This is a genomic window from Hymenobacter yonginensis (assembly GCF_027625995.1).
Classification (GTDB): Bacteria; Bacteroidota; Bacteroidia; order Cytophagales; family Hymenobacteraceae; genus Hymenobacter; species Hymenobacter yonginensis.
The window spans coordinates 1929813-1950891 of sequence record NZ_CP115396.1; the positions used below are offsets into that span (position 1 = coordinate 1929813).

At 62.9% G+C, this 21079-nt stretch carries 18 protein-coding genes; 12 read left to right on the plus strand and 6 right to left on the minus strand.

Annotated features, from left to right (window positions below; translation table 11 throughout):
* Positions 1-550 precede the first annotated feature (550 nt).
* Complete coding sequence (locus O9Z63_RS08520; RefSeq protein ID WP_270128878.1) at positions 551-1789, minus strand: ABC transporter permease; 1239 nt, start codon at positions 1787-1789, stop codon at positions 551-553.
* Between the two features lie 236 nt (positions 1790-2025).
* On the opposite strand from O9Z63_RS08520, the gene O9Z63_RS08525 reads away from it, so the two are divergent.
* Entirely contained in the window at positions 2026-3309 is a 1284-nt protein-coding gene (locus O9Z63_RS08525; RefSeq protein ID WP_270128879.1) for an asparagine synthetase B, read from the plus strand.
* Positions 3310-3389: 80 nt separating this feature from the next.
* Here the strand turns inward: O9Z63_RS08525 and O9Z63_RS08530 are convergent, their stop codons facing one another.
* From O9Z63_RS08530 to lpxK, 4 genes are all read right to left on the minus strand, one after another.
* Positions 3390-3848: a hypothetical protein gene (locus tag O9Z63_RS08530; RefSeq protein ID WP_270128880.1), complete on the minus strand. Its 459-nt coding sequence runs from the start codon at positions 3846-3848 to the stop codon at positions 3390-3392.
* Between the two features lie 75 nt (positions 3849-3923).
* A complete protein-coding gene (gene miaE, locus O9Z63_RS08535) occupies positions 3924-4532 on the minus strand; it encodes a tRNA-(ms[2]io[6]A)-hydroxylase (protein WP_270128881.1) in 609 nt (202 codons plus the stop codon).
* Between the two features lie 105 nt (positions 4533-4637).
* Positions 4638-6572 (minus strand): putative porin, encoded by a 1935-nt coding sequence (locus tag O9Z63_RS08540; protein WP_270128882.1) that lies wholly within the window; start codon positions 6570-6572, stop codon positions 4638-4640.
* A 22-nt stretch (positions 6573-6594) separates the two neighbouring features.
* Complete coding sequence (gene lpxK, locus O9Z63_RS08545; RefSeq protein WP_270128883.1) at positions 6595-7659, minus strand: tetraacyldisaccharide 4'-kinase; 1065 nt, start codon at positions 7657-7659, stop codon at positions 6595-6597.
* A 192-nt stretch (positions 7660-7851) separates the two neighbouring features.
* Between lpxK and O9Z63_RS08550 the strand changes: the two genes are divergently transcribed.
* The 5 genes from O9Z63_RS08550 to O9Z63_RS08570 all read left to right on the plus strand — a co-directional run bounded on the left by O9Z63_RS08550 (position 7852) and on the right by O9Z63_RS08570 (position 13566).
* The gene (locus O9Z63_RS08550; protein WP_270128884.1) at positions 7852-8541 is read left to right on the plus strand and encodes a uracil-DNA glycosylase family protein; all 690 of its coding nucleotides are present in this window, start codon (positions 7852-7854) and stop codon (positions 8539-8541) included.
* A 121-nt stretch (positions 8542-8662) separates the two neighbouring features.
* Positions 8663-9763, plus strand: a complete 1101-nt coding sequence (locus tag O9Z63_RS08555; protein WP_270128885.1) for a Nif3-like dinuclear metal center hexameric protein — start codon at positions 8663-8665, stop codon at positions 9761-9763.
* On the plus strand, positions 9753-10511 hold the full coding sequence (locus tag O9Z63_RS08560) for a zinc ribbon domain-containing protein (RefSeq protein ID WP_044017505.1): 759 nt from the start codon (positions 9753-9755) through the stop codon (positions 10509-10511). Before O9Z63_RS08555 ends, O9Z63_RS08560 begins: the two co-directional genes overlap by 11 nt.
* Before the next feature lie 69 nt (positions 10512-10580).
* Complete coding sequence (locus O9Z63_RS08565) at positions 10581-12104, plus strand: tetratricopeptide repeat protein (RefSeq protein ID WP_270128886.1); 1524 nt, start codon at positions 10581-10583, stop codon at positions 12102-12104.
* A 187-nt stretch (positions 12105-12291) separates the two neighbouring features.
* Positions 12292-13566 carry an anthranilate synthase component I family protein gene (locus tag O9Z63_RS08570; protein ID WP_270128887.1) on the plus strand — a complete coding sequence of 425 codons (1275 nt, stop codon included), beginning with the start codon at positions 12292-12294 and terminating at the stop codon, positions 13564-13566.
* Between the two features lie 182 nt (positions 13567-13748).
* On the opposite strand, the gene O9Z63_RS08575 is transcribed toward O9Z63_RS08570, so the two are convergent.
* Positions 13749-14390 (minus strand): chloramphenicol acetyltransferase, encoded by a 642-nt coding sequence (locus O9Z63_RS08575; protein WP_270128888.1) that lies wholly within the window; start codon positions 14388-14390, stop codon positions 13749-13751.
* A 69-nt stretch (positions 14391-14459) separates the two neighbouring features.
* Between O9Z63_RS08575 and O9Z63_RS08580 the strand changes: the two genes are divergently transcribed.
* From O9Z63_RS08580 to secG, 6 genes are all read left to right on the plus strand, one after another.
* Positions 14460-15155: an HAD family hydrolase gene (locus tag O9Z63_RS08580; RefSeq protein ID WP_270128889.1), complete on the plus strand. Its 696-nt coding sequence runs from the start codon at positions 14460-14462 to the stop codon at positions 15153-15155.
* 276 nt (positions 15156-15431) lie between these two features.
* Complete coding sequence (gene miaB / locus O9Z63_RS08585) at positions 15432-16895, plus strand: tRNA (N6-isopentenyl adenosine(37)-C2)-methylthiotransferase MiaB (protein ID WP_270128890.1); 1464 nt, start codon at positions 15432-15434, stop codon at positions 16893-16895.
* 171 nt (positions 16896-17066) lie between these two features.
* Positions 17067-18380 carry a sigma-54 interaction domain-containing protein gene (locus tag O9Z63_RS08590; protein ID WP_270128892.1) on the plus strand — a complete coding sequence of 438 codons (1314 nt, stop codon included), beginning with the start codon at positions 17067-17069 and terminating at the stop codon, positions 18378-18380.
* A gap of 109 nt (positions 18381-18489) precedes the next feature.
* Positions 18490-18963, plus strand: coding sequence for an LptE family protein (locus O9Z63_RS08595; protein WP_270128893.1), 474 nt, complete (start codon positions 18490-18492; stop codon positions 18961-18963).
* 146 nt (positions 18964-19109) lie between these two features.
* A complete protein-coding gene (locus O9Z63_RS08600; protein ID WP_270128894.1) occupies positions 19110-20660 on the plus strand; it encodes a hypothetical protein in 1551 nt (516 codons plus the stop codon).
* Positions 20661-21062 carry a preprotein translocase subunit SecG gene (gene secG / locus O9Z63_RS08605; RefSeq protein ID WP_044017501.1) on the plus strand — a complete coding sequence of 134 codons (402 nt, stop codon included), beginning with the start codon at positions 20661-20663 and terminating at the stop codon, positions 21060-21062. It begins immediately after the preceding gene.
* The last annotated feature ends 17 nt before the right edge of the window (positions 21063-21079 follow it).

The following is a 21079-nucleotide window of genomic DNA, read 5'->3' on the forward strand; positions in this document are numbered from 1 at the left end:
GGCCGTCAGGGCATACACTCCACGCCGGGCCTCCTGCGGCCTGCTTCCCCGCCCCTACCCGCGCGGCCGATGGCTGCTGCCGGTAAATGGCCGTCTGATGCGCTGCCTTTATTCCTGGCTCCTGCCCCGGCTCATGGCTGTTGGCGAGCAACCCGGCGGCCGGAATACCCGGCGCTTCCTTTAGGTGGTGGCCACCATCGCCGACGGGCTAGTCAGCTTCCCCGGGCGCCTCGGCGGCAACAGCCGAATCAGCCGCTCCTCACTCCGGAGCAGGCGCACTGCAGCCGGCGGCCTGGTTGCGCTACAAACGAAACGGCAGCTTCGGCCAGCAGGAAAGCGCGGTGCATTGGCGGCGCTGATGACGGTGCACTGGCGGCGGACAGAGGCCGCAGCTGATGACGGAAGATAGTGGCAACGGATAGCGACAGCAACTGGCGGCAGACAGTGACGGGCAGCGGGGCGGAGCCGGTATGCGCTGCTCCCCTATCGGCGGCCGGGCGCAGCGGCCGACGGGCCGGCACTGGCATCGGCACCGCCGGGCGCCCCAACTCTACTCGTAGCGCAGGCTCTCAATGGGGTCGAGGGCGGCGGCTTTGCTGGCCGGATAGTAGCCCGAGGCCAGGCCTACGGTGATGCAGATAACGAGGCCCAGCGACATCCAGAGCCACGGCACAATGAACGCGCCCTGCTCCATAAACAGCGTGAGCAGGTTGCCGCCGCCCACGCCCAGCACAATGCCCAGCACCCCGCCCAGCACGCAAATCACAATGGCCTCGATGAGGAACTGCTGGCGGATCTGGCGGGCCGTAGCGCCCAGCGCCTTCCGGATTCCGATTTCGCGGGTGCGCTCCGTCACCGATACCATCATGATGTTCATGAGGGCAATACTGGCCCCGAGCAGCGTAATGAAGCCCACCAAGAAGCCGCCCACTTTCAGGCCGCCGCTCAGCTCATCAAGCTTGCCGGCCAATGAGTCGGAGCGCTCCACCTCGAAGCTGTCTTCCTGGCCCAGCGCGTCGTGGCGCACGGCGCGCATGATGCCGGTGGCTTGGCCCGTGAGGTAGTTGAGCTCCTCGGGGCGGGTGGTGGCGGTTTTCACGTCGTAGGTGAGGGCGCGCTGCCGGGGCAGCTGATTGCCGGTTTCCAGCGGTATCAGCACCATGCGGTCGGCGCCGCCACCCTGGCCGCTGCTGCCGCTTTTCTCCAGCACACCCACTATCTGAAAGCGCCGCCCCAACAGGTACACGTACTTGTTGAGGCCGCTTTCCGAAGGATAGAGCTTGTCTTTCACCTCGGAGCCGATGATGGCCACGTTGGTGCCGTTGTCGAGCTCCAGCGACGAGAAGGTGCGGCCCGTGCCCAAGGTATAGCTCTGGATCTGCAGGTAGTTTTCGTCGCCGGCTACCACCTGAATGTTGGGGTTGGTTTTTTCGCCATTGCCCTTCACCTCGGTAGCACCTGATATAAAGGCCGAAACTCCCACCTGGGCTTCGTCGCTGAGGGCCAGCTTGTATTTTTTGGCCTGCAGCAAACTGATGGGCGGATACACTTTGCCCTGCACCCCACCCCGCCGGAAGCGGTTGGTGTAGCCTTTGGCCTTCATTTCGAAGGAGTTGGCGCCCAGGCTGGCAAACGTCTGGTTCAGGGAATACTTCATGGCGTCGATGGCCGTGAGAATGCCCACCAGCGCCATGATGCCGATGCTCACGATCAGAGCCGTGAGAATAGTGCGAAGCAGGTTGCTCTTAATGGAGCGAAACGCTTCCCGAATGTTTTCCAGCAGATCCATACATCGTCAAATTCCGGCCAATCTACGCATTTGCGGCGGGTTTTGCAGTGGCTCTTTTCCGGGCCGGCGGCAACGCCAAAACCGGCCGCCCGGCGCGGAACCGGAACTGCCACGGCCCCGTTCTGGCTTGCGCGCCCGTTGCCGGGTGGGTGGCCGCGGTTTTGCGCGGGTACCGCCAATGTTGAGTACCTTGAGCGGTGGTTGGACGCGGCCGGACGGCTTTATTTTCTTTGGCTATGATACACAGCAAACAACGATTCTGGGCTACGCTGCTGGTACTGGTGTGCCTGCTGGCCGGGCCGGGCGCGGCCTGGGCCAACCAGGTGCTCATCCCGATGGACAACACCCAGAAAGAGCACCTCAAGGCCTACGGCATTGCCTACTGGCTGCTCGGCAAGCAGATTGAGGTTGACTGGCTGCTCAACTACCGCGGCGGCTCGTTTGCCTGCGAAGTAGCGCCCGGCGTGGAAAACGAGCTGGCCGTGCGCGGCGTCACGTACCAAGTGATTTCCGGCGCCCAGTATAACGGCATCCTCTCCGAAATAGCCGACCCCAACGCCAACATGGACATCATGAAGCTGGAGAAGGTGCCCAAAATTGCGGTGTACACGCCCAAAGGCAAGCAGCCCTGGGACGACGCCGTGACGCTGGTGCTGGGCTACGCCGAAATTCCCTACGACCAGATCTACGACGACGACGTGCTCGACGGCAAGCTGCCTAAGTACGACTGGCTGCACCTGCACCACGAGGATTTCACGGGCGAGTATGGCAAATTCTTCGCCCAGTACCGCAACCGGCCCTGGTACCAGCAGCAGCAGCGCGAGTCGGAGGCCACGGCCAAGCGGCACGGTTTTGCCAAAGTCAGCCAGATGAAGGGCGCGGTGGTGGTGAAGATGCAGGAGTTTATTGCCGGCGGCGGCTTCCAGTTTGCCATGTGCTCGGCCACCGACACCTACGATATTGCGCTGGCCGGCCTGGGCGTGGACATGGTGGAAAACATGTATGACGGCGACGCCGCCGACCCCGCCGCGCAAAGCAAGCTCAACTTCAACCGCACGCTGGCCTTCCAGAACTTCCAGCTGGTGCGCGACCCGTACCAGTACGAGTACAGCAACATCGACATGCAGCCCCAGGAGCGCGGCGTCTACGAAGACAACGACTACTTCCAGCTGTTCACGTTCTCGGCCAAGTACGACCCGGTGCCCACCATGCTCACCCAGGACCACGAAAAGACCATCAAGGGCTTTATGGGTCAGACCACGGCTTTCCGCAAGCAGTTGGTGAAGCCCGACGTGGTGGTGATGGGCGATAACAAGGCCTCGGGCGAAATCCGCTACATGCATGGCACGCTGGGCAAAGGCACCTGGACCTTTTATGGCGGCCACGACCCCGAAGACTACCAGCACCTGGTAGAAGAAGAGCCCACCGACCTGGCCCTGCACCCCAATTCGCCCGGCTACCGTCTCATCCTCAACAACGTGCTGTTTCCGGCCGCCAAAAAGAAGAAGCAGAAAACCTGAGTCAGCCGGTTTTTAAGCCACAAGAAAGGCCCGAACAGACTGCTGATCGGGCCTTTCTTATGGCTGTTTTTTGGCGAAGCTTACTTGCTGAGCCGCACCATGCGCTGGGCTATTTCGGGTAGGTCGGCGGTTTTTTCGGGGTCTACGTCCATGGTGAGCTGCACGACCACGGGCTGGCCTTTGGCCGTGCCGTAGAAGATCAGCTGATACTCCTCGCCACCTTCAATGGCGTAGCTGAGGCGGTGGCCTTTAGCGGGCGTATCCAGGATGAACGCCTCAAACGGCTGGTCTTCGGCAGGCTTGTGCTTTTTCATTTCCGTCTTCACCATGGTTTCCACCACGGGTAGCAACTGGCCGTGGTTGAGGTAAAACCAGTTGAGCTGGTACCGCTCGCAGCGCACGGAGTAGCTGGTTTCGGGGGCGCAGCCGGCGGGCACCGAAATATTTACGCCGCAAAAGTTGATGGTGGCCGGCGGCGTGGTTTGTGCGAGGCACAAGCCCGGCATCAGCCAAAAAGCAAGCAAAAACAGTTTCTTCATTGAAAGCAGAAATAACCCTAATCAAGCCCAATATACTGCCAGAAATTACGCTGGCAAGTACAGGTTAAACTGGCCCTAGTGCATCCGGTCGTCGCGGACGGGCAGGCTGGTTACTATTTCGCCTTCAATTTTGAGTAGCTCCTGCAGGCGCTCCTCCACTTGCTTCGGGTCGCAGTACTCCTTGGCCAGTTCCACGTAGCTAACGAAGTGGCCCGCTTCGGACACCATCAGCTCGTAGTAGAACTTGCTCAGCTCGGGGTCCGGAATGTGCTTCCAGAGCAGCTTGAACCGCTCGCAGCTGCGCGCCTCAATCAGGGCCGATACCAGCAGCTGGTCCATGAGCTGCCGCTCGCGGGCACCGCCTTTGCGCACGTGCGTCAGCAGCTGCACCACGTACTCGTCGCGGCGGGGGCGGCCCAGGGCGTAGCCGCGCTTGCGCAGCTCCAGCAGCACCCGCTCGAAGTGGCCCCACTCCTCGGCCACCAAGTCGGTCAGCTCATCCACGAGACGGGTTTTCTCGGGGTAGTGAATGATCATGCTGATGCCCGTGCTGGCGGCTTTCTGCTCGCACCAGGCGTGGTCGACCAAGATATCCTCGATGTTTTTGCTGGCAATATCCACCCACCGCGGATCGGTGTTGAGCTTCAGCTTGAGGATGGTTTTTTCTCTTTCTGCAGGTTCCATTGTCGGATGTGTTGAATGGTTGAATGGCTAGATGGTTGAATGGTTGTATGGCTGGCCGTTTATCAATTCAGCCATTCAACCATTTAGCCATACAACCATGTAACATCAATCAAAGAACTGCCACCGCAGCCCGAACTCGAAGCGGCGGGGCAGGCCGGTGTAGTAGGGCGTGGTGAAGTAGCCGTTGCGCAGCAGGCCTTGGTTGACGTAGGCTACCTTCAGAAACACAGCCACCGTCTTGATGTCGCCGCTCAGAAACACGTCGGCCACGGCAAAGTTGCCGGCCGTGAAGTTGTCCTGCACGAAGAACTGCTGGGTGCTGGGGCTGTAGTTGTAAGGCTTCCAGGTGGACTGGTAGTACACCTCGGCCCCGATCTGGCCGAACAGCGCTTTCTTGAACAGGTAGCCCTGATAGTAGATTTTGCTGTTGGTGACGAGGGCCGGAATCCGCAGGCCTTCCTGGTCGCCGCCCTGGGTAGCGTGGGCCTGGTTGTCGAGGAAGATGTTGCCCACGTTGAAGCGGTGCCGCGCCGACAGGGTCAGCAGGCGGCGGTCTTCGCCGAGCTGCGCCGGCTCGCCATTAGCCCCATAATACACCAGCGAGGTGATGTTGATGATGGCGCCCGAGGCCTCCAGGCGGTGCCGGCCCAGGGTCTGGTCGAGGCGGGCGCTGAGCTGGTTGACCTTGGTGTTGTCGAAGCTGTTGGCCCAGCGGTAGTGGTTGCCATCGAACTGCTCCTGCGTGAGTGTGGGCGAGTAGCTGGAGCTCAGCAGCTCGCCGGTGAGCGGGCCCAGCCGCGCCGCGCCGCGCACCCAGTATTCCTGGTTGCGGTCGGGATTTTCCACGTCGAGGGCAAACACCTCCCCGGCCGTTTCGATGGCGAATATCTTGTAGTTGAAGTCGGCCGTGCCGCCCGCAAATACCTGGCTGTAGGTATTGCCGTCGGCCGCGGCGGGCCGCAGCTGGCCCGTATCACCGATGCTGGGCACGCCCACCAAGTGGCGCGTGGCCAGCGAGAGGCTGCGGTGCCGGGCATACAGACGGTACTGCACGGTGGAACTGCGGCCCAGCACGCCAAAGGTGTTTTCCAGCCGCTGCGTCTCCGCCCGGTCGTCGGTAGCCGTGGTGTTGAGCAATGTCCGCGGGTAAAAAAGCAGCTGGGATGTTGTTGTATTTCTTGGCAGCTTCTCGTCCTGAAAACGGTTTGCCTGCCGGCGCCAATCGATAATGTGAAATGCCGTGAGGCCACGACCTACCAGCCGATAAGAATGTGCCAGCCGCAGCCCGTCGCGTTGCTCGTAACTAGAAGCATCGGATAGCCTGGGGCGTTCATCGCCGTAATCGAAAAGCTGGCTGAGCACTGTATCACGCAGTGTGGCAAGCGCGGGGGCATTCTGGGGCTGAATGCCACCCTGTTCGACTGCACGGTGGCGCACGTTGTTGTAGTTGAACAGCGCGTGGTAGCGCTCGTCGGTGCTTTCGAAGCGGGCGAAAAACAGGAAATTACTGTGCTCGACCAGCGACTCGCGCGGGTTGGTGGTGTAGAGCTTATTGGCCGCAATCCGCTCGTAGGCTAGGCCCACGCTGGCTTTCTTGCTGATGCTGCGCGTGTACGACAGCTCAAATACCTGCTCGCCGTTGCCGCCCTGAATGAAGCGGAAGAACGTGTACGGCGACTTGGAATCGTAGTAGGGAATGGTGGCCGGGTCGCGGGCGTACCGGTCGAAGGAGTTGCGGCCGAGGCGGGCGCCCAGCTCCATATTCGGGCGCCAGAGCAGCGGCCGGGCCGCCGTACCCACGTGCCCCAGGTCCTGGTGGAAGGTGCTGTCGTGGTACCAGTTGCGGGCCGAGGGGAAATTGGTGAGCGTGGTATCGATGATGCGGCCTTCGGTCTGGTCGCGCAGCAGGTCGGCCTCGCGCAGCACGCGGGTGGTGCGGGCGCTGTAGAGCACTTTAGTGGAGTCGTCGAGCACCTGGGCCCGCCCGGTGGCCGCCCCGGCCAGTAACACCACAAGCAGCACCAGTAGCCGGATATTCATACGCAACGAAGGCAACAATAAGTCAGACAACAGCTTGGGGCTGAATGAAGGGTGACAGCAGCTGGCGCAGGCGGGCAGCGCCATCGGCCAGAAACTCCACGGTGATAGGAATGTAGAAAACGGGCAGGCGGGCTATTTCCGTATGCAGCGCGGGCGCCAGCAGCCGGGTGGCGTCTTTCTGCGTGGTAAAAATACAACGTCCGGGCCCGCAATGCGCGGCCACGGCTGCAATTTCCGCGGCCGTGAAGCTGTGGTGGTCGGCGAAGGCGGCGTGATGCACCACCTGGAAGCCCGCCGCCGTGAGGTACTCCAGCAGCGGTCCGGGCTGGGCAATGCCCGTCAGGAGCACGATTTCCGGCCCGCCCGGGGCTGGCGGGGCCGCGCTGCCGGCCAGCGGCACCGGCGCGGCGTAGGCATAAGTGGAAAACAGCACTGGCACCTCGGGGCGGGCGTAGCGACGGATGCGGCGCGCAATTTCCTGCTGCCGGGCGGCGTCAAGGTCAGCGTCGCACTTGGTCACCACCACCACGTCGGCGCGGCGGGCGCCGGCACGGCTTTCGCGCAGGCGCCCGGCGGGCAGCACGTAGTCATCGTAAAAAGGCCGGTGCTGCTCGGTGAGCAGCACGCTGAAATCGGGCTGCACGCGGCGGTGCTGGTAGGCGTCGTCGAGCACCACCGCCCCCACCTGGGGCAGGGCAAACAGCTGGTTGAGGCCGGTCAGGCGGTCTTCGCAGACGGCCACCGGCACGGCGCCGCCAAAATCCTGGTAGTGCTGCAGCGGCTCGTCGCCGAAGGTTTCGGCGGTTTCCTGGGCGTTGCCGAGGCGGAAGCCGCGGGTGCGGCGGCCGTAGCCGCGGCTCAAAATGGCCGGCTGCCGGCCCTGGCGCAGCAGCTCGCGCACCAGCCAAGCCACATGCGGCGTTTTGCCGGTACCGCCCACCCGCAGGTTGCCCACGCTCAGCACCGGTCCCGGCCAGAAATTCCCGGACGACTTACGGCCCGTATCATACAGCCAGTTGCGCACGGCCATCACGCCGGCATAAAGCCAGCTGAAGGGCAGCAGCAACAGCGTCAGGAACGGGGGCATAGGCGGCAAAGGTAGCGCAGCAGGGCCTTGTGTACCGTAGAGACGCAATATTTTGCGTCTCGTCGTTGCTGATGTTGTTTTAGCTGTGATTCCGGGCCGGGAAGTTGTACTCGTCGGGCAGCGCGAGGAGTCCAGCCAGCGTGGCAAACAACGTCAGCAACGAAGAGACGCGAATACGCGTCTCTACAGGCCATGCCCGATACCTTCGCCAGCCGATTGCTGCAACTGCTTACCACGTTTCCGCCGGCCCCCACCCTGCCTGACGGAGTGCAGGCCTACAACCCCTATCAGGAGCCGGCCGTGGCGGCGCTGCTCACGCAGTTTGCGCAGAAATTCTACGCCGACCACCAGCCGCGGGTGGCGCTGCTGGGCATCAACCCGGGCCGGTTCGGGGCAGGCCGCACCGGCGTGGCCTTCACCGATCCGGCCGCCCTCTCTGAGCACTGCCACATCCCCAACGACCAGCCGCGCCACCCCGAGCTCAGCAGCCAGTTTGTGTACCGGGTAATTGCCGAGCTGGGCGGCCCGACCGAGTTCTACCGCCACTTCTACCTGGGCTCCCTCTACCCGCTGGTGCTGCTGCGCGACGGCAAAAACTACAACTATTACGACTCGCCGGCCCTGCAACGGGCCCTGGAGCCCGAAATCCGGGTGGCGCTGCAACGGCAGGTAACTGAGTTGGGACTGGCTCGGCACGCGGCCGTCTGCCTGGGCCGCCGCAACGGGCTGCTCTTCGAGAAGCTGAACCAGGAGCTGAAACTCTTTGACAGAATTGTTGTGCTGGATCATCCGCGCTACCTGATGCAGTACAAGCGCCGCGAGCTACCCGATCAGGTAGCGCGCTATACAGATGTGTTGCTTGAAGTAAAAACGATGAATTGAAGCCAGCGGCGCAACTTGCGGCGGACCGGCGCAATAACCGTATGCGAAAACCGAACGGCCGCCTCCCGCGCCGAGACGACCGACGGTCAAATTTTTAATTCTCAATTTTTAATTGACTCCCATGCCAACCGTTCAGGATCTGGCCCGCGCGCTGGAAGCCGCGGCGCCCCTCGCCTACCAGGAATCCTACGATAACGCCGGCCTGCAGTGCGGCAACCCCCAGCAGGAAATCACCGGCGTGCTGATTGCGCTGGACTGCACCCCGGCCGTGGTCGACGAAGCCATCCGGCGCGGCTGCAACGTGGTGGTGGCCCATCACCCGCTCATTTTCAAGCCCCTCAAGCGCCTCACCGGGGCCAACGAAGTGGAGCAGACGCTGCTCAAAGCCATCCGGCACGACGTGGCGCTCTACGCTGCTCACACCAACCTCGACAACGTGCGCCACGGCGTCAACCGCAAGCTGGCCGACAAGCTGGGGCTGCAGAATGTACGCATCCTCGAGCCCAAAACCGGCCTGCTGGCCAAGCTGGTCACCTACGTGCCCGCCACCCACACCGAGGCCGTGCTGGCCGCCCTGTACGCCGCCGGCGCCGGTCAGATCGGCGACTACTCAGGGTGCAGCTTCCGCACCGATGGCACGTTCACGTTCACGCCCGGCCTAGGCACCAACCCGTTTGAGGGAAAGCCGGGCCAGCCCCACACTGGGCCCGAGCAGCGCGTGGAGGTGCTGCTGCCGTTGCACCTGCAGCGGGCCGCCCTGCAGGCCTTACGCCAGGTACACCCCTACGAGGAAGTGGCCTACGAAATCATTCAGCTGGAAAACGAAAACCAGGAAGTGGGCTCCGGCATGGTGGGCGAGTTGCCCGAGGCCCTGAGCCCGCAGGCGTTCCGGCAGCGCCTCAAAGACGCCCTCGGCGTGCCCGTCGTCAAGCACACCGACTTCGACCAACCCATCCGGAAAGTGGCCATTTGCGGCGGGGCGGGCAGCTTCCTGATTGGCAAGGCCCGCGCCGCCGGCGCCGACGCCTACGTCACCGGCGACCTGAAATACCACGAATATTTCCTGGCGGAAGGCCACTTACTGCTCTGCGACGTAGGACACTTTGAGAGCGAACAATTCACCGGTGAAATCTTCCGGGATTTGCTTACCGCCAAGTTTGGAAGTACTTTTGCGCTCTTCATTGCCGAGACCTACACCAACCCCGTCCGATATGACTGCTAAGACCGTCGCCACTGCCCCGGCCGATGCCCCCGTTGCCAGCAAGCTGGAAGCCCTGCTCAACCTGCAACGCATTGACTCGCAGCTCGACGAAATCCGGCGCGTGCGCGGCGATTTGCCCGAAGAAGTACGCGACCTGGAAGACGAAATTGCCGGCTACGAGGTACGCGTAAGCAAGTTCGACGAGGAAATCTCCGGCCTCAACGACCAGATCAAACAGCGCAAGCAGGCCGCCAAAGATGCCGACGGCCTGATCAAGCGCTACGAAGACCAGCAGCAGAACGTGCGCAACAACCGCGAGTACGAGGCTATTGCCAAGGAAATCGAGTTGCAGAAGCTGGAAATCCAGATTTCTGAAAAGAAAATCAAGGAGGCCCAGTACCAGATCGACATGAAGAATGTGGAGATTGGTGGCACCAAGCAGAAGCTGGAAGAGCGCAAGAAAGACCTTGAGAACAAGAAAGGCGAGCTGAACGTCATCGTGGGCGAAAGCGAAGCCGACGAGAAAAAGCTGCTGGATGAGCGCGAAGGCGCTAAGCAGCCTATCGAGGAGCGTCTCTACACCGCCTACACCCGCATCCGCGGCAACGTGCGCAACGGCTTGGCCGTGGTGACGGTGAAGCGCGACGCTTGCGGCGGCTGCTTCAACACGGTGCCCCCGCAGCGCCAGGCCGACATCATCGCCCACAAGAAAATCATCGTGTGCGAGCACTGCGGCCGGGTTCTGGCCGACGTGGAAGCCCGGGCGTAAGCGCTTTTTAGTTGAAAACTGCGAAAGGAACGGCCTTGTGTCGTTCCTTTTTCTTTTGCCTGAATGACGATGGTTTTTCTCGCTGAGGTTGGCCGAGAGGTGCGTAGAGGGTTGCTAAGGCTGGTGTGGCTGCTGGTGCTGGCCTTCGCGCCCCTCGGCGTAGCCTTCGGCACCTCCCAGCTGGAAACTGCGCGTCTGCCCGAAGCCAGCAGCATCACGGCGGCGCAGGCCCGCGCCTACGCTGAGGTGCTGAAGCTGCGCCCCGACGCCGCCCGGGCCCAGTTGAAAGACGCCTCGGCCGGCTCGTTGCTGGTGCTGGATGCGGCGGCCATTACGGAGCTGCTCGTCACGCAGGATGCCGGCCTGTACGAGGCCACGGTGGCGGGCCAGAACCGGCGCCTCGCGCAGCTGGAAAAAACGGTGGAGCGCGGCGCCCTGCCCGAGTACGCCCGCGCGGAAATCCGGCTGCACCAGGCGGCGGCGCAGGTGGTGTTCGGGCATGAGGTGCAGGGAGCCTGGAGTTTGCGGCAGGCCTACCAGCAGATGGCGACCGTAGTGCAGCGCTACCCCACCTATCTGCCTGCCCGCAAAACCCTGGGGCTGATGCAGTTCTTTATTGGCTCGCTGCCGGAAGGCTACCGCTGGTTTCTGAAGCTGCTGGGGCTGCCCGGCAGCGTGGCGGGTGGCCTGAGCAACCTGCGCGCCGCCGCCCGCCAGCCCAACGACTTCCAGCCCGAAGCCCGGATTCTGCTGGCGCTGGTGGAAGAAACCTACTACAAAAAGCCCGACGAAGGCCTGCAGCTCATCCGCCAGCTGCACCAGCAGCAGCCCGACAATCTGCTCTACGCCTACCTGCTGGTGAGCATACACAAAAAGCAGCACCACACCGAGGCCGCACTGGCCGCCTACCGTGCCCGCCCCACCGGCCCGGGCTACGTGGCCCTGCCCTACCTGCGCCACATGGCTGCCGACCTACTGCTCTACCAAGGCGAATATGCCGCTTCGCGCCGTGAAAACGAGCTGTTTCTGCAGCAATACAAAGGCCAGCACTACCGCAAAGACGCCTGGTTCAAGCTCTACCTGGCCGCCTGGCTGAGCGGCGACGCGCCGGCTGCGGAACGCTACCGGCGCCAGATTGACGCTGGCGGCCGCACCGTGGTAGAAGAAGATACCTACGCCCAGCGCTTCGTGGAAAGCCGCCTGCCGCTCAACCCATTGCTCACCCGGGCCCGGCTGCAGATTGACGGCGGCTACTACCGCGAGGCCCTGGCCACGCTGGCCGGGTTCCGGAGCACCGCCGCCACGCCCCTGCGCGACCAACTGGAAGACCCCTACCGCCGCGCCCGCGCCTGGCACCTGCTCGGCCGCCCCGACTCGGCCCGGCTGCTCTACGCCCGCACCATTGCGCTGGCCGGCAACGCGCCTTACTACTTCGCGCCCCAGGCCGCGCTGCAGCTCGGCTACCTGTACCAGCTGGAAGGCCAGCGCAATACGGCCCGCGTGTATTTCCGCAAGGCCCTGAGCTACCTGAAGCACGAGTACAAAAACAGCACCGACACCAAAGCCAAGCTGGCGCTGAAAGAGCTGGAATAACGCTTCCCCAAGGAACGGGAGAAGCTGGTCCCGGCCGAAAAACTGGCCCCGGTCTGCGCCGACGCAGTCGGCAAGACCGGCGGCCGCCAAACCACCCCGGTCTCCGACCGGAGGGCGCGCAGCGGCCATCCGAAACCGCGCAAACCCAGCGGGCACACCCACGCCGCCGGCCCCGTATCTTTGCCGCGTGCTGTCTATTCCCCTTGCTGAGCTTCCAGCTGATTTCCGGGCCCGCGCCCTGCGCTGGGCCGCGCAGTTCTCACACTGTGCTTACTTCGAGCCCAACGGCCAGGCCTACCCCGAAGGCCCCTTCGACCAGCTGCTGGGCGTAGCGCCCGCCGCACCCGACGCGCCCCGCACGTTGGATGAACTGCGCGAGTGGCTGCCGCGCCCCCAGGATGGAGCCCCGCGCCTGGGCTTCCTCACCTACGACCTCAAAAACGAAATCGAAGACTTGGACAGCGACAATCCCTCGGGCCTCGACTGGCCTACGCTGCACTTCTTCCACCCGCAGACCTGGCTGATCTGGCGGCCGGAGACGCTGGAACTGCACGGCTTCACGGATGGCGTACTGACCACCATTCTGGCCACGGAACTCCCGGACTGGCCCGCACCCGCCGTGCCCGCCTTCACGCCCCGCATGCCCAAAGCCGACTACCTGCGGGCCGTGGAATCCGTGCGCGAAGACATTCTCAACGGCGAGGTGTACGAGTTGAACCTGTGCCAGGAATTCTATGCCGAAGGCGTGCAGCTGGACCCGGTGGACGTGTTTTTGCGCCTCAACGCGGCCTCACCGGCGCCGTTTGCGGGTTTTTTCCGGCACGAAAGCCACTTTCTGCTGTGTGCCTCGCCCGAGCGGTTCTTAGCCCACTCCGCGCCGGTTATCGTCTCCCAGCCCATCAAAGGCACCATTCGGCGCGGCAACACGCCGGCCGAGGATGAGCAGCAGCGCCTAGCGCTTCTCCACGACGAAAAAGAGCGCGCCGAAAACCTGATGATCGTGGACCTGGTGCGCAACGACCTGGCCCGCGTGGCCCAAACCGGCACCGTGCAGGTGCCCGAGCTGTTCGGCCTCTACCCGTTCCGGCACGTCTGGCAGATGATTTCGACGGTTACCGCCGAGCTGCGCCCAGGCGTGGACCTCCCGGACGTGCTGCGCGCCACCTTCCCAATGGGCTCGATGACCGGCGCACCGAAAATCCGGGCCATGCAGCTCATCGAGCACTACGAAACCGCCCGGCGCGGCCTCTACAGCGGCAGCATCGGCTACGCCTGGCCCGACGGCGCGTTTGAGTTCAACGTGGTCATCCGCAGCCTGCAATACCGCCCCGACACCGGCTACCTCAGCTTCCAGGTCGGCTCGGCCATCACCTACGACTCCGACCCGGAGCGCGAGTACGCGGAGTGCCTGCTAAAAGCCCGCGCCATCCTGGACATGCTGGGCGCAGTGGTGGCGGAGTGATGAGGTGAAAAGAACGTCATGCTGAGCGAAGCGAAGCATCTCGCCCGCCAAGCTAACCCCAACCGTCAGGCTCCCCCTCTCTGAAGTAGAGGGGGCCGGGGGGGTGAGGCCCACCGTTAGAACGAAGCGGTAGAGATGCTTCGGCAAGCTCAGCATGACGTTCTTTTTACCTCATCACCCCATCACCTCATCACCAACCCACTCAGCCGCCGCTCGAATTCCTGCAGGAACAGCCCGACGTGGTAGCCGTCGGCCAGGGCGTGGTGCACGTTCACCGAGACGGGCATGTAGGTGGCGCCGTTTTCCTCGTAGAGTTGGCCGAAGGAGATTTTGGGGCAGCTGTCGGGGTGCGAGAAGCTGCGGGCGTGGGTGAGGCCGCTGAAGCGCACCCACGGAATGGCCGAGCAGTGCAGCACATCCACGCGGGCCGTGGTGTCACTCAGGCGCAAACCGGTGCTGGCCTGCACGGCCGCAATTTCCGCCTCAGCCGAGGCCACAAACGTGGTCAGGTCTGGGTTTTGCTCGATGAAGGAAAAGGAAAACGTGTGGTCGGGGCGGCCCAGCGTGGCCGAAACGTGTACCTCGTCATACTGGTATACCTGCCCGTCTTCGATGCGGGTGCGGAACTCGGGCACGGCGTTGGCCGCCTGCGCAGCGTGGTGCAGATAGTAGAGAAAGAACGACACGCCCAGCCGCTTGGCCTCCGCCTGGGCGCCGGTGCAGTTCACGGGGGCCACCAGCCCGAAAAACGGTTCCTCGAACTGGGAGAAGAAGGCAAAATGCTCGCGGCGGTTCCAGGCGGCCTGGTTGATTTGCTGTTTCATGGCCGGCAAGTTCGGTAACTTTGCCGGCTCTCCGGGCCGGTGGCGCGGGTTGAAAGCCCTTTCCTGCCCATGTCCGCTCCCCTACTTGTTGCCTTCGACGCCGACGACACGCTCTGGCCCAACCAGCCCCACTTCGACCAGGTGGAAGCCCGCCTGTTCGAAATCATGGCCCACTGCGGCGACGCCGCCCACATCAGCCGGCACCTCAACGACGTGCAGCGCCGCAACATGCAGCTGTTCGGCTACGGCGCCAAGTCGTTTATGCTGTCCATGATTGAAACCGCTATTCAGCTCACCAACGGCAACGTGCGCGGGTCCGACATTCAGGAAATCCTCGACATGGGCAAGGACCTGCTGCGCTACCCCATCGAGCCCCTGCCCGGCGTGGTGGAGGTGGTGACGGAGCTGCGCCAACGCGGCCACCGCCTGCTGGTGCTCACCAAAGGCGACCTGTTCGACCAGGAAAGCAAAATTGCCCGCTCCGGCCTCGGCGACCTGTTCGACCACGTGGAAGTGGTCAGTGAGAAAAACGAAGCCACCTACCAGCGCCTGCTAACCCGCTACAACGCCTCCGCCGCCGACTTCGTGATGATCGGCAACTCCCTAAAATCCGACATTCTGCCCGTGGCGCGGCTAGGCCTGCGCGCCGTGCACGTCCCCTACCACGCCAACTGGATTTTCGAGCACGTGGAGCCCGAGCAGTTGGCTGGCCTGGCGTTCCATACCGTGCAGGACGTCCGCGAGGTGCTGGATTATCTGGGGTGATGAGGTGATGGGGTGATGGGGTGATGGGGTGATGGGGTGATGAGGTAAAAAGAACGTCATGCTGAGCTTGTCGAAGCATCTCGCGTGCTGATGTTGTAATACTATTCAGCTGTCAGCACGCGAGATGCTTCGGCCGCGCCTCTGCATGACGTTCTATCACTCCACCACGCCACAAACCCACTAATCCAGCTTCTGCCATTCTGTCATTTTCGCCCCGAAAAGCCTACCTTTGCCCTCCACCGAACCGTGAAGCTGACGCCGCCGAGGCCTTTTTCCATGTCCCAACCGCTGATTACGCTCGACTTTCTCGATACGCCCACCCTGCCCACGCCCGCCGTGGATGCTACCACCCACGCCCACGAGCCCTCCGGCGAGGTGCGCGTGAGTGCGGCCACCCGCACCGGCCAGGGCCGCAAGCTCTACATTGAAAGCTACGGCTGCCAAATGAACTTCTCGGACTCGGAAATCGTGTCCAGCATCCTGTTTGAGCAGGGTTTCGATACCACCGACGACCTGGCCAGCGCCGACCTCGTGCTGCTCAACACCTGCTCCATCCGCGAGAAGGCCGAGCAGACCGTGCGCATGCGCCTCTCCCAAATCAACAGCTACAAAAAGCGCCGCCCCAGCATGCTGGTGGGCGTATTGGGCTGCATGGCCGAGCGCCTGAAAAGCAAGTTTCTGGAAGAAGAAAAGCTGGTGGACCTGGTAGTGGGCCCCGACGCATATCGCGACCTGCCCCAGCTCATCCAGCAGGTAGACGGCGGCCAGAAAGCCGTGAACGTGCTGCTGAGCCGCGAGGAAACCTACGCCGACATCACGCCCGTGCGCCTGAACTCCAACGGCATCACGGCCTTCATCAGCATCATGCGCGGCTGCGACAACATGTGCTCGTTCTGCGTGGTGCCCTTCACCCGCGGCCGCGAGCGGAGCCGCGACGCCTACAGCATCGTGCGCGAGGCGCAGGACCTGGTGGCGGCTGGCTACAAGGAAGTTACCCTGCTCGGCCAGAACGTAGATTCCTACAAGTGGGCTTCTGAAGACGGCCAGGAGCACGTAAATTTTGCGCAGCTGCTGGAGCGCGTGGCGCTGGTGAGCCCGGAGCTGCGGGTGCGCTTCTCCACCTCGCACCCCAAGGACATCACCGACGAGGTGCTGCACACCATGGCCCGCTACGACAACATCTGCAAATACATCCATTTGCCGGCCCAGAGCGGCAATTCGCGCGTGCTGGCCCTTATGAACCGCACCTACGACCGGCCCTGGTACGAGGAGCGCGTGCAGGCCATCCGCCGCATCCTCGGCGACGACTGCGCCATCAGCACCGACATGATTTCGGGCTTCTGCTCTGAAACCGAGGAAGAGCACCAGGACACGCTCAGCCTGATGGAATACGTGAAGTACGACATGGCCTTCATGTTCTTCTACTCCGAGCGCCCCGGCACGCTGGCCGCCCGCAAGCTCGAGGACGATGTGCCGCTGGAGGTGAAAAAGCGCCGTCTGGCCGAGGTCATTGCCACGCAGCAGCAGCACAGCCGCCTGCGCAACCTGGCCGGCGTAGGCAAGGTGCACCGCGTACTGGCCGAAAACTTCTCCAAGCGCAGCAACGAGCACCTCAGCGGCCGCAACAGCCAGAACCAGGTGGTCATCTTCCCCAAGAAGCACTATCAGAAAGGCGACTACGTGAACGTCCTCGTGCATGAGTCCACGACGAACACGCTGCTGGGCGAGGCAGTGGACTAAGCAGTCTATCATCCTGAACTGGCAAAGAAACCTGTCACGCTGAAACGACATCGTTCGGCAGTAACTCCTGCCTGACTGGAGCCTTCACCAGCTCAGGATGACGGATTTTCTTTGGTCTGCCTGAAAATAAACCGCCCCGCTTTTCGTCTACCCTACGAAAACCCTCCCGACTTGACACCTTCCGAAATACAAAGCATCAAACAGCGGTTCGGCATCATCGGCAATGCGCCGTCGCTGAACTACGCCATTCAGGTGGCCACGCAGGTAGCGCCCACCGACATGACGGTGCTGATAACGGGCGAAAGCGGCTCCGGTAAGGAGTCGTTTTCCAAGATTATTCATGCCCTGTCGCCGCGCAAGCACGGGCAGTTCATTGCCATCAACTGCGGCGCCATCCCGGAAGGTACCATCGACTCGGAGCTGTTCGGGCACGAAAAGGGCTCGTTTACTGGTGCCCAGGAAGCCCGCAAAGGCTACTTCGAGGTGACCAACGGCGGCACCATCTTCCTCGACGAGATTGGCGAGATGCCGCTCGGCACCCAGGCCCGCCTACTGCGCGTGCTCGAAAACGGCGAGTTTATCCGCGTCGGCAGCAGCAAAGTGCAGAAGACCGACGTGCGCGTAGTGGCCGCCACCAACGTGAATCTGCTCGACGCCGTGCGCGAAGGCCGCTTCCGCGAAGACCTCTACTACCGCCTGAACACGGTGCCGATTACGGTTCCACCACTGCGTGAGCGTGGCGATGATATTTATCTGTTGTTCAGAAAGTTTACCACTGATTTTTCTGACCGTTACCGCGTCAAGCCGATTACGCTGACGCCCGATGCGGTGCAGGAATTGCAGCGGTTCCGCTTCCCCGGCAACATCCGCCAGCTCAAGAACGTGGCCGAGCAGTTGTCGGTGCTGGAGACGGACCGCGAGATTGACAGCCGCCGCCTGCGCCAGTACCTGCCGCAGGAGCAGGCCAGCCAGCTGCCCATGCTGCTGCACGCCGCCGGCCCCGACGCGGCTGGCAGCGGCTACTCGGAGCGCGACCTGCTCTACAAGGTGCTCTTCGACATGCGCCGCGACATGACCGACCTCAAGAAGCTGGTGCTGGAAATGGCCGCCGGCCAGCGCCCGCAGGACTCGCAGGAGTTGCTGCGCCAGAACAGCCACCTGTTCACCAACCTCAACGCCGCCCCCTACGACGGCGGCGCCCGCCCGCTGCGCCAGCCCTCGCCCGATGGTGGTGCCACGGAGTACATCCTCACCCCCGGTCAGCTTGATGACGCCACCGACTACGAGGACGAGGTGCAGCGCGTGGAAGATATTCCGCACGAAACCGAGGAGGAAACCCTCTCGCTGGAAGCCAAGGAGAAGGAAATGATCCTCAAGGCCCTGAAAAAGCACCACAACAAGCGCAAATACGCCGCCCACGACCTGGGCATCTCGGAGCGCACTCTCTACCGCAAACTCAAGCAGTATGATCTGGAAAACGCGTGATTATGCGCTACAAGCCGTGAGCTACAAGCTGCAAGCTTTTATCCGCCAGGCCAGAACCACGTGGACTTCCCTCCTGGCTTGCAGCTTGTGGCTTATAGCTTGCAGCTTTTTGAGCGGGTGTTCGGTTTACTCGTTTTCGGGCACCAATATCGACCCGGAGGTGAAGACCATTTCCATCAGCACCTTCCAGAATAACTCCAGCAACGGCCCGTCTTTCCTGGCCCAGCGCTTCACCGAGGACTTCAAGGACTACTTCCAGCGCAACACCACGCTCAAGCTGGTGCCGCGCGACGGCGACCTGCAGTTTGAGGGCGCCATTACGGCCTATGACTATGCCCCGGCCGCCATTCAGAACCAGAACGGCATCGACCAGGCCGGCGTCAACCGCCTTACCATTCAGGTGCGCGTGCGCTACTCCAACACCAAGGACCCCAAGCAGGACTTCGAGCAGACGTTCCAAAGCAACGGCGACTTCCCGGCCGACCAGGACATTACGCGCATCAACAACGACCCCACCGCCACGCGCCGCATCACCCAGAACATCATCACTGATACGTTCAACAAGTCGGTGGCAAACTGGTGAGGGAAACCAGCCGGATGGTTAAATGGCTAAATTGCTGTATCGTTGCGGCCCCATAAGGCGCCGGCAGGTTTTGCCTTGACAGGTTTTGCTTCGACTGAATTAGGCTGACTATCCAGCCCTTCAGCTATTTAAATAATTCAAAGGAAATGACCCGCGCGTCGCTGTTACATATTCTGGACCACGTAGGCGGGATTTCGGAAACGGAAATCCGGGAGCTGGAGCAGCTGGCCGCGGCTTTCCCGTATTGCCAGACGGCCCACCTGCTGCTGGCCAAAGCCGACCACGACCGGGGCAGCATGCTGGCCAGCCAGCGCCTGCGCCGGGCCGCCACCTACGCCGCCGACCGCCAGCTGCTGCGCCACTTGCTGGAGCAGCCGGTGCAGGAGCGCTTGGCTGCCCCCGCGCCGCAGCATCTGGTGGGCACGGCTGCCGCGCCGCAGGCAGCGCCCGCCCAGCCTGCCGGCAACACCGCCGCTTTCCTGCAGACGCTGGAGCCTGAAGACGTGCTGCCGCTGGACAACACGCTGGAAGACACTGACGGCAGCAGCGCTACGCTGGTAGAAGAAGAAGCCCCCACGCCCCTTGCCGCCACCATTCCGGCAGAAACGGTCGCCCCACTGGCCCCGGCCGCCGCAGCTGCCAGCGCTGATACCACAGTCGCAGCAGATGCCGTAGAGCCCACCGAAACGACCAGCACTGAAGCTGCAGTTTCTCTGGAGCAAGTGGAGCACATTGAAGCGGTTGGTAATGAAGCCGCAGTTGCTTCAGATACCGCCGTGTATCCGGAAACGGCTGGTGCTGAGGCCTCAGCAGCCACTGGAGCTGCGCCGGAGCCAGCCGTTCCAGCCGCCTCAGAAATGGACGCGCCGGCCGAAACAGCAGCTTCCACAGATGAGGCAGCTACCCTAGACGCTTCTGAAGAGACGGAACCAGCCGCCGCCCCAAACGAAACCGACAGCCCAGCTGCCACCGCCAGCGCAGAACCCACAGTAGCAGCAGAAGAAGCGCCAGCCGCCAGCTCGCCGGAAGCCACCACGGAGCCGGTTCCGGCGGAGGAAGAGTTGCTGCCCCCGGTGGCGCCGCCCATCCGGCCGCCGGCAGAAGCCGGTATTTCCCGCTTCGAGTTTGGGCTGGCCGTGCCGGATGCTCTGCCGGCACCGTCCTCCTACCAGCTCACCGGTGCCGATTCCGACGACGACCTGGCACTGCTGCTCCCGCCCGCGCCCAAGCCGGTAGTGCCTGCTTTCCACTCGGATGCGGCGCTGGCATACGCCCTGATGGGCGGTGGCAGCCGCCTCGGCTACGCCCTGCAGATGCAGGACGGCGAGCTGACCACCGGCCTGCCCACCGACGAGTTCTTCGCGCCCGATGCCCTGCTGCAAGCGCACGCTGCCGCGCATCAGCCCAAGCGCCGCCCGGCCCGCTCCTCCCTGGCCCTCATCGACCAGTTTCTGCAGAATCAGCCGCGGCTGAAGTCGGCGGCCAAGCGCCCGGCCCCGGCCGAAGAGCAGGACGATCTGTCGGTGCGCAGCACCAGCGTGGTGCCGCAGCTGGCCTCTGAAAGCCTGGCCAAAATCATGGTCAAACAGGGCAAAATCGATAAAGCCATTGAAATATATGAACGGCTAATAGTGCGCCAGCCGGAAAAAAGCGCGTACTTTACCGACCAAATTCACCAACTGCAAACTCCGGAGTAGATGTACACTGCGCTCATTATTGTAATCCTTCTTGTGTGTTTCCTGCTGGCCCTGGTGGTGCTGGCCCAGAACCCCAAAGGGGGCGGGCTTTCCAGCCAGTTCGGCTCGGGCGGCGCCGCCAACCTGATGGGCGTGAAGCGCACCGGCGACCTGCTGGAGAAGCTCACCTGGGGTTTTGCCATTGCCCTGATGGTGCTCACGCTGGGCACCCACGTGCTCAACGGCACCACCGATGCCGGCCCCGGCCGCAGCATCAACCAGCAGAAAGCCCTCGAAACCCGCCTGCCCGCCGCTCCAGCTCCGGCAGTACCCGGTGCTCCGGCCCCTGGTGGCGCAGCTGCTCCAGCTACTGCCCCCACTCAGGCACCAGCCCAGGCCCCCGCACCCGCTCCGGCCCAGTAGTCAGCTTCGGCTTTCCA

Excerpts from the sequence above, each read along its gene's own strand:
- O9Z63_RS08600 (WP_270128894.1), top strand. The coding sequence starts at position 19,110 with ATGACCCGCGCGTCGCTGTTACATATTCTGGACCACGTAGGCGGGATT.
- O9Z63_RS08520 (WP_270128878.1), bottom strand. The coding sequence starts at position 1,789 with ATGGATCTGCTGGAAAACATTCGGGAAGCGTTTCGCTCCATTAAGAGC.
- O9Z63_RS08575 (WP_270128888.1), bottom strand. The coding sequence starts at position 14,390 with ATGAAACAGCAAATCAACCAGGCCGCCTGGAACCGCCGCGAGCATTTT.
- O9Z63_RS08540 (WP_270128882.1), bottom strand. The coding sequence starts at position 6,572 with ATGAATATCCGGCTACTGGTGCTGCTTGTGGTGTTACTGGCCGGGGCG.
- secG (WP_044017501.1), top strand. The coding sequence starts at position 20,661 with ATGTACACTGCGCTCATTATTGTAATCCTTCTTGTGTGTTTCCTGCTG.
- O9Z63_RS08565 (WP_270128886.1), top strand. The coding sequence starts at position 10,581 with ATGGTTTTTCTCGCTGAGGTTGGCCGAGAGGTGCGTAGAGGGTTGCTA.
- lpxK (WP_270128883.1), bottom strand. The coding sequence starts at position 7,659 with ATGCCCCCGTTCCTGACGCTGTTGCTGCTGCCCTTCAGCTGGCTTTAT.
- miaB (WP_270128890.1), top strand. The coding sequence starts at position 15,432 with ATGTCCCAACCGCTGATTACGCTCGACTTTCTCGATACGCCCACCCTG.
- O9Z63_RS08560 (WP_044017505.1), top strand. The coding sequence starts at position 9,753 with ATGACTGCTAAGACCGTCGCCACTGCCCCGGCCGATGCCCCCGTTGCC.
- O9Z63_RS08550 (WP_270128884.1), top strand. The coding sequence starts at position 7,852 with ATGCCCGATACCTTCGCCAGCCGATTGCTGCAACTGCTTACCACGTTT.
- O9Z63_RS08530 (WP_270128880.1), bottom strand. The coding sequence starts at position 3,848 with ATGAAGAAACTGTTTTTGCTTGCTTTTTGGCTGATGCCGGGCTTGTGC.
- O9Z63_RS08525 (WP_270128879.1), top strand. The coding sequence starts at position 2,026 with ATGATACACAGCAAACAACGATTCTGGGCTACGCTGCTGGTACTGGTG.
- miaE (WP_270128881.1), bottom strand. The coding sequence starts at position 4,532 with ATGGAACCTGCAGAAAGAGAAAAAACCATCCTCAAGCTGAAGCTCAAC.
- O9Z63_RS08580 (WP_270128889.1), top strand. The coding sequence starts at position 14,460 with ATGTCCGCTCCCCTACTTGTTGCCTTCGACGCCGACGACACGCTCTGG.
- O9Z63_RS08555 (WP_270128885.1), top strand. The coding sequence starts at position 8,663 with ATGCCAACCGTTCAGGATCTGGCCCGCGCGCTGGAAGCCGCGGCGCCC.